At 64.2% G+C, this 9,481-nt stretch carries 6 protein-coding genes; all 6 read right to left on the reverse strand.

Annotation, left to right across the window (positions count from 1 at the left end; translation table 11 throughout):
• Positions 1–81: 81 nt before the first annotated feature.
• The 6 genes from G6018_RS16350 to G6018_RS16375 all read right to left on the reverse strand — a co-directional run bounded on the left by G6018_RS16350 (position 82) and on the right by G6018_RS16375 (position 9,273).
• Complete coding sequence (locus G6018_RS16350) at positions 82–6,132, reverse strand: DEAD/DEAH box helicase family protein (RefSeq protein WP_182640191.1); 6,051 nt, start codon at positions 6,130–6,132, stop codon at positions 82–84.
• 56 nt (positions 6,133–6,188) lie between these two features.
• Complete coding sequence (locus tag G6018_RS16355; protein ID WP_182640192.1) at positions 6,189–6,791, reverse strand: hypothetical protein; 603 nt, start codon at positions 6,789–6,791, stop codon at positions 6,189–6,191.
• Positions 6,792–6,936: 145 nt separating this feature from the next.
• A complete protein-coding gene (locus G6018_RS16360) occupies positions 6,937–7,437 on the reverse strand; it encodes a hypothetical protein (RefSeq protein ID WP_182640193.1) in 501 nt (166 codons plus the stop codon).
• A gap of 111 nt (positions 7,438–7,548) precedes the next feature.
• Positions 7,549–7,941: a hypothetical protein gene (locus G6018_RS16365; protein WP_182640194.1), complete on the reverse strand. Its 393-nt coding sequence runs from the start codon at positions 7,939–7,941 to the stop codon at positions 7,549–7,551.
• 2 nt (positions 7,942–7,943) lie between these two features.
• On the reverse strand, positions 7,944–8,747 hold the full coding sequence (locus G6018_RS16370; protein ID WP_241731163.1) for an AAA family ATPase: 804 nt from the start codon (positions 8,745–8,747) through the stop codon (positions 7,944–7,946).
• An 82-nt stretch (positions 8,748–8,829) separates the two neighbouring features.
• Positions 8,830–9,273: a hypothetical protein gene (locus G6018_RS16375; RefSeq protein ID WP_182640195.1), complete on the reverse strand. Its 444-nt coding sequence runs from the start codon at positions 9,271–9,273 to the stop codon at positions 8,830–8,832.
• Positions 9,274–9,481: the final 208 nt, after the last annotated feature.

Below are 9,481 nucleotides of genomic sequence, written 5' to 3' on the forward strand. Positions count from 1 at the left end.
CGCACCCGCAGGGTGCCGACCTTGACCCCGGCAGCGGAGCACCAAGACTGGCAGGGGCAGGGAAAGGGGCCCCGCTCCGGCTCAGACTTCAGGCCCCTGCTCCGGTTCGGGTTGGTTGCCGCCTCCGTAGGGGTGCCAATCGGTGTCAAGGTCTGTGTGTTGCTCCTGCGCCCGGTGCTCGAGGTAGGAGGTTGCGAAGTCGTCGGTCGAGACGCTCCCACTGCCGGCCTTCTGCTCCGCCTTCAGCTCGCGGTTGTAAGCGTCAAGTTTTCGGAGGTCTCCGGTCTCCGCAATGTGCTCGCTCAGCTCCTGGAGCCGTCGCCCGATCTCTTCGGATTTCCCGCCGGCCTGGATCAGGTTGTTGGCGTAGTCGCGGTAGCTGTCCATCGCGGTGTTCAAAGCGAGGTCGCTCACCGGGATGGCCTGCTCGATTTCATCGGTGAGGTCCATGATGTGGCCGCGCACCTCGGCGAGGTCAGCTGCCCCGCCTTGCACGGTCCCCGGCTCCTGCGCAGCGGGGAGTTCCTGCTGGGCGAGTGGGTTTGCGGCTGCCCATGCTTCGAGCGCCTCAATTTCGCGGTGCCACATCATTTCGCGCACTTCATCGGCGGTCTCAAAGCCGAGTTCCTCTACGAGTGCCGGCGTGGGGTTGAGCATGAGCGACCAGCCCGGACTCCTGCCCTTGAGTGCCTGACGGGCCTCGAGTTCGGTCTGGGCAAGCTGGGCGGCGTCGGAGTTCTCGTAGGCGGCCAGATCGTCGTTGATTGCGTCCAGTTCGGTCTTCATCAACTGGAGTTTCGCTGCTTCAGGGAATGGCTCATCTGGCGTGGCGTGGAGCTCCTCGAGTCGCTTCCGGTCTGCGTCCAACTCGAGGCGGGCGCTGTCGACTTGCCCCGGCGCCCGGGCGATCGCGTTCTCGATGCGAGTCATGACGCCGTTCGCCATGGCTGCTCGGCTGGTCTTGGCCTCATCGGCAGCTACGTCGAGTGTTCCGCTCTGGCCGCCCCACTTGCCGAAGTGGGCGTCGTCGCGCTGCGGCCACAACTGCTCCTGGGTGATGCTCACGCCGGCCATCGGCAGGTCTCCGAACCGCAGGATGACCATGTCGTGCTCCATGACTCTGGTGACGTGCAGGGGCACGTCGGCGAAGGTCGCCACGTGGGTGGATTCGTTGGGGCCGGCGCCGCGCATCTGCACGTACGCCTCTCGCAGGGCTTCAAGGAGCTGGTCCGATGCGTCCTTTCGGACGCTGAGCGTGGTGCGCCCGATGGTGTAGGTCTTGTTCTCCTGCTCGGCCCAGGTTCGAAGCGCAGGCGCGGCGCCGGCGAGCATGTCGAGCCGCTTCTCATCGTTGGGGATCGAGCGGGTGAGGGCGGCGATTTCTTCTCGACGTGAGCGCTCCGCCGACTGGTGGCTGTCGCGTCGGGCATCGAGCCCTTCGATGTCGCGTTGGAGCTCCACGCGCCGTAGGTAACGGTCGTCGCCGGTGGCGATGGCTTTGACCAGCGCCGTGGATTCGGCCAGGTTGTCGGCCGACAGGTCTTCGATGCTGCGAATCGAACGGTCGGCGGCATAGAGCTGCTCGAGGAAGGCTGCCTTACGGTTGAGGGTCTGCCACATCGCGGTGTCGTAAGTGGCGGTGGCGACGTAGTTGTAGACAGCGACCTCGGCGTTCTGGTTGCCCTGGCGGATGATGCGACCCTCGCGCTGTTCTAGGTCTGCGGGCCGCCACGGCACGTCGACGTGATGCAGGGCGACAGCGCGGGTCTGCACGTTGGTGCCGGTGCCCATCTTCTCGGTGGATCCCAACAGGACGCTGATCTGGCCGTTGCGACATGCTTCGTAGAGAGCTGCTTTGTCTTCCGGCTTGGGGTGGTCGTGAACGAAGGCGATTCGCTCTGCGGGCATTCCTCCTGCGATCAGTTCATCTCGGATTCCCGTGTAGATGTTCCACCGACCGTCCTTCTTCGGGACGGAGCGGTCGCAGAAGACAATCTGGAGGCCACCGCGGAGTTCGGCTTCCTCGCCGTGTGCGTCGAGGTAGGTGTTGTCTCGGGTCGCTTCCCATTCGGACAGGATTCGGCTGGCGACCTCGCGTGCGCGTCCGCCTTCCGTCGGCGCTGCCAGGTGAGCGCTGCGGGGGTCGAGGGACACGTTGCGGCCGTCGTTGGCGATCTTCAGCGCGTTGTCGAGGTCCATACGCCGGGAGTCGACGTTGTCGGCCCGGTAGCCGAGATCCTGGATGAAGTCCTTCACCTCCTGGCTGGGCTCGAAGTCCACGATGATGTTGGTGCCGGAGCGTTTGATCGGCAGGTCGACGGGGACCTGGTCGCGGGTCACGGCGTCGGTGAACTGGCTAACCATGCCGATGAGGTCACCGACATTGGCGAACTTGCCGACGCGGGTCACCGAGCGCAGTTTGGTGCCGGAGGCATTAAGTTCGACGGTCTCGGTGGTGTCGGTGAAGGTCTGCCCCCAGGCGTCGATGGATTCAACTCCGGCGTGTTCGAGCAGGTCCGGACGCAGGTAGCTCTGCATTACGAACAGCTCCGCGAGCGAGTTGGCCACCGGGGTGCCGGTCGCGAAGGTCGCTACTCGTTCGACGTAGGCGTCTTCGGGAACGCCTGCTGCGGAGGCTTCCTGTCGCTTGCGATCGCGCAGGTAGTCGAGCTTGAGCTTGAGGTCCATTGCTTGATTGGATCCGGGGTGGCTGAGCTCCTGGACCCCCGAGGTGCGACCGAGGTTCTTGTAGAGGTGCGCCTCGTCGATGAACAGATAGTCTGCGCCCGACTGCTCGAAGGTGATGCCCTCGTCCTTGTTGGAGGTTTTCAGTGCCTCGTTCAAACGGTTTTCCAGTTTGGTGATGGCCGACTCGATCTGCTTCATCGTGGCTGCACTGCCGGTGCCGGCGTCGAGTTCCAGACGGGCCTTGCGCATGGCCTCGAGCTGCCCCTCCATGAAGGAGGCGCGGGTCTGGGCCGAGGTATTCATGCGGGTGAACGCTGACAGCGGAACGATGACGAGGTCCCAATCCTGGGCTGCTGACTGCGCCAACAGTTTCTGCCGGTCGTCTCGTGTGGTGCGGCCGGCGCCGGAGAGCACGTTGGCGGCCGGGTACCACTGGGCGGCCTCGCGGGCGACCTGGTCGACGATGTGGTTGGGGACCACGATCCACGGCTGACGAACCAGTCCAAGGCGTTTGAGTTCCATGGCGCCCATGAGCATCGTGCCGGTCTTGCCGGCGCCGACGACGTGGTTGAGTAGGACGGTTGGCTCGTTGACGATGCGCTCGACGGCGTCACGCTGATAGGGGTACGGGGAGAAGGTCTTTCCGAGTCCTGGAAAGCTGCGCCGTGAGCCGTCGTAGGCGGGTGCAACGGTGGCGTTGAAGCGCCAGTTGTACTCGGTCAGTAGTCGTTCTCGACGGTCGGGGTCGCCGTGGAGCGCCCAGTCGGCAAAGGACTCTTGCAAGCGTTCTGCGCGTTGCTTGGCCGCACGTGTAGCCCCGGCGTGGACGTCTCCACCGGTGGGGACGGCCTCCTTGTACTCCTTGCTGCGGTTGACCGTGATGGGGCGGGCATTCATCAGGTCGTCGAGGATCTGCCAGTGGTCGTAGGTGCCGGATCGGTCTTTTCCGAGGGAGACGCCTTGGTTTGTGAATCGTTGCTCGCGTTCGGTGCCGACGAAGTTGTAGCCGGAGCTCGAGTAGCTTCCCCGCTGTGGAACCAGTCCGTAGGCAAGTGCGTCGCCGACGTAACCGCTGTAGAAGCTGTTGCCCTCGATGATCCACTCGTTGTTGGCGTAGCTGACCGTGACGGCGCTCTTGTCGATGCGGAAGGTGTCGGCGATGAACTGCTCGTAGTCGTCTGGACTGACCCAGGTCACGCCCAGTCGAGCGTTGATCCCCTCCTCGATTCGTGCGGGGATGACGGTGCGCAGTGAGGCGACGTTCGCTCGGTAGCGGTCGTCGTCGGCGGCGACGGTCTCAGCCTCGGCCAACTTCACGCGTACGTTGCCCGAGAGATAGCGCGTGCGCGGGATCCAGGTGTTTGGATCGCTGGTCGAGCGGAAGGCCAGCGCCTCTGACTGGAGTTGAGACTCGACTGCGCTGGCCTCGGTCCCGAGTAGTTGGGCGATGCGCTCAACGTTGACGGTCGCGCTTTCGTCCATGGAGATCGCCAGGGCGTCATGGATGGTCTCGGCGTTCTCGATCGGACGGGCCGGTTCGAGGACGTCGGTGGTGAACACGGCAGCCTTGCGGCCGATCATGCGTTGCTCGTCGAACGACTCCAGGGACAGGATCGACTGGAAGTGCGGGTCGTTGCGGATCGCTCCGGCGAGATGCTGAGCTCGCTTGGTGCGTGAGCCTGTGGGCACCCATGCTTCGTCGTCCAGTCGTGAGTACACGTCGTCGGGGATGTCGGCGTGGTCTTCGGCGTTGAAAGAACGCCCCTCGGTCTTGATCCAGTTGTCGAGGGCATCGGTCAGCCGCTTGTCGTGCTGCTCCTGGGTGACCGGCCGAGGTTCATTCCAGGTGAAGCGATTGATGAAGCCGTAGCGGGCGACGTAAGCGTCGTAGCGATCGTTCAGGGCGGCGCGCAGTGCGTCCTTGTCACCTGGCTCGCCGCCGCCGTCTCGCTGAAGTTCGATCAGCGAGAGGAAGGTGTCTCGCAGTTCCAGCAGTGAGCGCCATTCGGTCGTGCGGCTCTTCGGACATCCGCTGTCGGCCCACCCGGTGCCGTTGAAACGCTCGATGACGTTGAGGTCCGCGTTGTAGCGCAGGGTGTCAAGTGCCACCTCGCCCCACTGTTCCGCCGGGGTGACCAGGCCACGCTCGGCGGCAATCGAAGCGTCGTAGGTGACCGAGTTGCGATCGGCGGTCATTCCTCGGCCATCGAGAACAGCCGCATCTACGACCGGCCCGAGTGTGTCGGCAATCTGGCGCGGCAGGGGAACCTCAGTATCAGGCAGCACGCGCAGCTCGTTGTTTCCGTACATGCCGTGGCCGGCCGACAGTGCTCCCAGGACGTGCCGGGGGTTCTCGCGGAAATAGTCGTTGATGCGAACAGTGGCAGGCCGTGCGTACTCGTCCGCGGTATCCAGTGCGATCTCAACTTCTGCGGTCCGGGTGAACTGGCGAGTGGCCTCGGTGGGTTCCTCGCCCTCCTCCCGGACCCGGAAGACTAGGAGATCCGTGACGACCTCGGTGCCGGCCACGCGGCGAAACGCCCCGGTCGGCAATCGCACGGCACCGATGAGGTCCGCGCGATCGGCCATGGCCCTTCGCGCCTCGGGCCTGGCCGCATCGGCGGTAAAACGACTGGTCAGCAGCGCTACGTATCCGCCTGGAGCGGTCAGATCCAGCGACTTGAGGATGAAGTGATTGTGGATCGAGTGCTGCGCCCTGTTGTGGGCGTCGTCCCAGAGCTTGATGTCCCCGAAGGGGACGTTGCCGACCGCTGCGACGAACGCATTGTCGGGCACCGCCGTATCTGCAAACGACTCATTGCGTACCTGGGCGCTGGGGTACAGCGAGGCAGCAATGCGGGCGGACAGGGTGTCGAGTTCGACACCGACCATCTGCGCGTCGGACGGCGCGTGGCCGATGAAGGTTCCTGATCCGCTACCCGGTTCAAGGACCAACCCTCCCTGGAAACCAGCCCGACGCAGCAGGCTCCAGGTCTCGCCGACCACTGCCGGGTCGGTGTAATGCGCGTTGAGGATGGTGTGGCGTGCACGGTTCCACTCGGTCGAACTGAGCAGCGATTCCAGCTCGGCACGCTCCGTGGCGAAGTCTGCGCGGCGAGGATCGAACACCTCCTGGACGGCACCCCACCCGGACCACTGAGCGAGCACGTCCTGCTCGTCGGGTGTCGCGTAGCGGTCCTCCAGCTCGAGCACGCGCAACGTCTTGATCGCAGCGATGTTGGCCGTCGCCCTGGCCTTCTTCCCGGAGGGCACGGTGACCTCACGGCTCGGACGGTAGTCCACCGGATCCGGCCGCGTTTCGGTCGGGAGGTCCACCCCTCCCCCACCGCCAGCTCCAGCCAAGGCCAACTCTGCCGGCTCCTGGGCCGCTTCATGCACTGTCGCCGGATCGGGCAGCGGCGCTGCGTGGACGTTCAGTGTCACCGGGTCAACCGGCGCAGCCCCTGTGTCGTCAAAGACGAGGTCCAGCTGCTCCGGCTCTACCCGTTCGTCCCGTACAGGTCGCGCTCGCGTTCGGCGATCGCCTCGGCGACGAGGGCCGTAAACTCGGCTTTCAGCGGGTCGTCTGGAGTCTCGGGAATCGGTTGAGAGTCCTCGTAGCGTGCCTGCATCAAATAGGCCGCCGTCACCCGGAATCGGATCGTTTGCTCCGGCCAGACTTCCTCCGTCAGGGCGTCGATCTCTGGCGTCGGGTCGTCCATCAGGTGAAGAGAGTGCCTCCAGCGGTCCGGGCTGTCCCGCCAGCTCTGGTCCGCGAAGGTCTCCTCCTCGTCCTCTTCCATCACCGCGGTTTCCACCTGCTCCCCCAGCTCCTGGTGCAGGATTAACTCCTCCGCCTGGAACCGCGCCCTGTTGCCGATCTGCACCGACTCCAGAAACGGCGGGTGATGCCCCTGGTTGTCCGCTCGGTACTGTGCGATCCCCTGGTCTCTGAGCCTCTGGGTCTCGTCCCCGATCAGCTCGTCCAGGCGTTCCGCCTCGGCCTCGATCGCTTCCGTCAGCGCGTGCGGAGTCTGATACTGCTGGCCCTTGCCGATCTGCTCCCACGCCGCCTGAACGGCCCTGCGTGTCGTCTCCGACATAACTCTCTCCCTGGGTGGCATCGTCGTCAAAGCTGAATAGGTCGGGCTGTTCTGACAACGGTGCCTCCACGATCGGCGGTGGTTTGGCTTCACCATACGATCCTGGAAATGCCCCATGTGGGATGCGCAGCGTGATGACTTGCCCTCAGTCATGTGACTCGTCCTCCTGCCAATCCTGGCACTGTTGCGCAATCGCGTTTTCCACGTCGACCGCCAAATCGGCCCATTCGAGGTCAGGCTCCACTGCGGAGCCGACGAGACATCCGACCTGGCGCACTGCCTCGGTCTGAGGCTGTCCCGTGCCAGCCATGACCCCGGTGGCGGCCTCGCGAATGAACCGCAGGCAGTCCTCGCGGCGATGACGTTCAGCCAGTGCAGAGAGGATGCCGCGGTAATCCCCCACTGCGGGTGGACCGCTCCCTGCACTCACTGCGTGGACGATCTCGTAACCGAGCGCCCTGCCCGCCAGGGACGACATCGCGTGCAGCTGCTGTTCGGGCAACGCGGACTTCACCGACACCAGCACTGCCTCCGCTCGCCGATGCGCCCCCACCGCAACGCGACGACGAGGGTCGGCCGCGACGGCTCGGATATGTGCCGCGAGATTCGACTTCATTTCGTTGGTCGCCAGGACGTGAGTAGTCATGCTTTGAGTTATACCCGCCCGGTAGGCCTGATACTAGGCCTACCTTTCCCGGATCGGCCAAAGCACTAGCGCCCCTTGTGGCACAAGGGGCGCTAGTGTCGATAGTGGGAGCTAGCGTTCGAGCTGGTCCAGCTTCTCGTCAATCGCTTCGCGGATGAGGTCGGCGATAGCGTCGTAGGTGGTGGCGTTGCTCTTCCACACATTCTTGAGCCGAGCGTGACGCTCGCTGCCGAGGACGACAGAGACCTGGCCGGACCGGTCCCACCCCCTAGCTCTGCCGCCTGCACTTTTCTTGGTCGGCTTCTTGGTCGACTTCTTGACCGGCCGCTCGTCCACCTGGGCGGCGGGCGGACTGGGAGCCTCGGGCTCGTGCACGGCCGGCTCCACCGAGGTCGAGGGCCCCTGTTCCGCGGACTGCTGGACTGACGCGCCCAGATCGCTCCAGATCCCACGGTTCTTGCGTCGGGCAGGTGCGGTTGGCCCTTGCGGCAATTTGTCAGCCATCGTCAGTCCCTCCCTGTGATGGTGGTGAGCATGTTGTCGAAGAATCGCGCGACTTCAACGGCTCGGATCTCGGTCAACTCGTCGAACCCGTAGCCTGCGGCGTTTGCTCGCTGGATGAAGGTCAGCCGGGGCAAGGGGCGCCCCAGGACGGGGATCTCCGCGTCGCGGGCATAGTTCTCGATCTCGGCAACAAATGCCTCCTCGGTCTTGATGCCCGTCCGATGACCGTTGATCACGATTCCGCCGATCTCTATCTCTCGGCCTAGGACTTGACCCAGCTGCTCATTGGCGGTGTCGATGGTGTTGACGATGCGACCCACTCCGACGAACCCTGCCGACGATGGATCGGTGACGATGATGACCGAGTGCACGGCGGCGAACGCGTTGGTCAGCGTCAGCCCGAGCGCAGCGGGACAATCGATCACTACAAGGTCGTACGCTTCGTCCGGGAGCCGACCTAGAGCTTTGCGCAGGGTCAGCTCTCGCATCATCGCTCCAGTGAGTGACATTTCGACGGCGACGTAGTCGTCCAATCCCGAGGGCACGAGGTCGATACCTGCCCGCCTGGTAGGCACGATCGCGTCAGCGACTGCGGTATTCATGGACGGATCCATGACGTCGGCGATTGTGAGCTCGAACCATTCGTCGGCGTTTCGGGCAGTGAGCTGCTGGGTGAGATTGCCCTGCGAGTCCAGGTCAATGCCCAGCGCCTTCTGACCGCGGGCCGCTGCGGCGTGGAGCAGGGACTGCGCTACGGAGGTCTTGCCCACTCCGCCTTTAAGGTTCGCTACTGCGACGATTCTCATTGCTTCCTCCCGCTAGTGACTCTAGTGCAACTAGTGGCGCTTGCGAGGCAAGCGCCACTAGTTACGTAAGCGTGTCGAACCTTCAGGTCCGGCGAGCGCTGTCGAGGACGACCTTGCCGGGGATCACCACCGCCGCCCACTCAACAAACTCGAGGTCGACCTCGAGGCTGAGTTCCTGCATGGCGTTCCGCAGGCCTCCGGTCTCGAACTCGCGGACGTAGATGGGGCTATCCTCGTAGCCCGCATCGGCGAACTGGTTGAAGTACTCGACCTTCACCGAGCCCGGACCGATGGCCACTGGGGTCGCCACTGCGCGAACCTCTTCGTCGCCGTGGATGATGCCCTCCATGACCCAGCGGTAGGCGTTGTCGTTTCCGGCGGCCTGGAACAGGCGGGCAATGATCATGACCTCGCGGGCCGTCAGGTGCGACGTCAGAGCGTGCAGAACTTCGGAGTCGGCGAGCAGCGCCGCAACATCGGACAGTGCCACACCTAGTGCGGCGAGGCTCTTGTAAGAGTCACTCATGGTGTTCCTCCTTGGGTTCCCGGGGGCTTCCTGCCCTCTCGGTATGGCTCCAGTCTAGCACTAGTGCCACTAGTGGTAAAGCCTTTTCTGTACTTTGACCTGGCTTTTTTGTTCGTCGTGGCGCTCGTGTCGGACCGTCTCGCGCATGGTCCCCCTTTCCCTGACACCTGCCGAAATGGCGCGGAGCGGACGGGGTCAAGAGAGGGAA

It is taken from the genome of Dietzia sp. DQ11-44 (assembly GCF_014145205.1).
GTDB classification, from domain to species: Bacteria; Actinomycetota; Actinomycetes; order Mycobacteriales; family Mycobacteriaceae; genus Dietzia; species Dietzia natronolimnaea.